Raw genomic sequence first — 538 nt, forward strand, 5'->3', positions numbered from 1 at the left:
CCTCTCCGGAAACTACAGCAGGATCGGACAAGATTTCGGGGTCTCTCCCCGGGCGATAGATTTCTACCCGCCGATTTGCGCGATCGATTAACCACCCCAGCTTAACGCCATTTTCTATATATTCTTGCAGTTTCTCTTGGATCGGTTTTAGGCGATCGCTAGGGGAGAGCAACTCTAACACGAAATCCGGCGCAAGAGGAGGAAACTTCTCTCGTTCTTCCGGGGTGAGGGTTTCCCAGCGCTCTAATTTTATCCAGGCGATATCCGCAGAGCGATCGCTGCCATTCGGCAATTTAAAACAAGTAGAAGAATCGAATACTTTGCCCAATTTGGTTTGTCGGTTCCAAATCGCAAAATCAGCCCCGATTTCCAGGTTCCGATTCCCGGTTTCTCCCCCAGTCGGTGGCATTACAATTAATTCTCCTTTCGCATTGCGCTCGAATTTTACATCGGTATTTTCGCGACAAAGTTGATAAAACTGTTCGTCTGTCAGTTGAATAATTGGGTTTAAATTGATTGCGATCGCGCTCATAACTGT

General features: G+C 47.4%; 1 protein-coding gene. It reads right to left on the reverse strand.

From position 1 onward, the window contains the following. The coding region (locus LKK83_RS00535) for a Uma2 family endonuclease (RefSeq protein WP_324628783.1) at nt 1-532 on the reverse strand (532 nt) is incomplete at its 3' end. Between the last annotated feature and the right edge of the window lie 6 nt (nt 533-538).

Source organism: Phormidium sp. CCY1219 (genome assembly GCF_035615515.1).
Classification (GTDB): Bacteria; Cyanobacteriota; Cyanobacteriia; order Cyanobacteriales; family Laspinemataceae; genus CCY1219.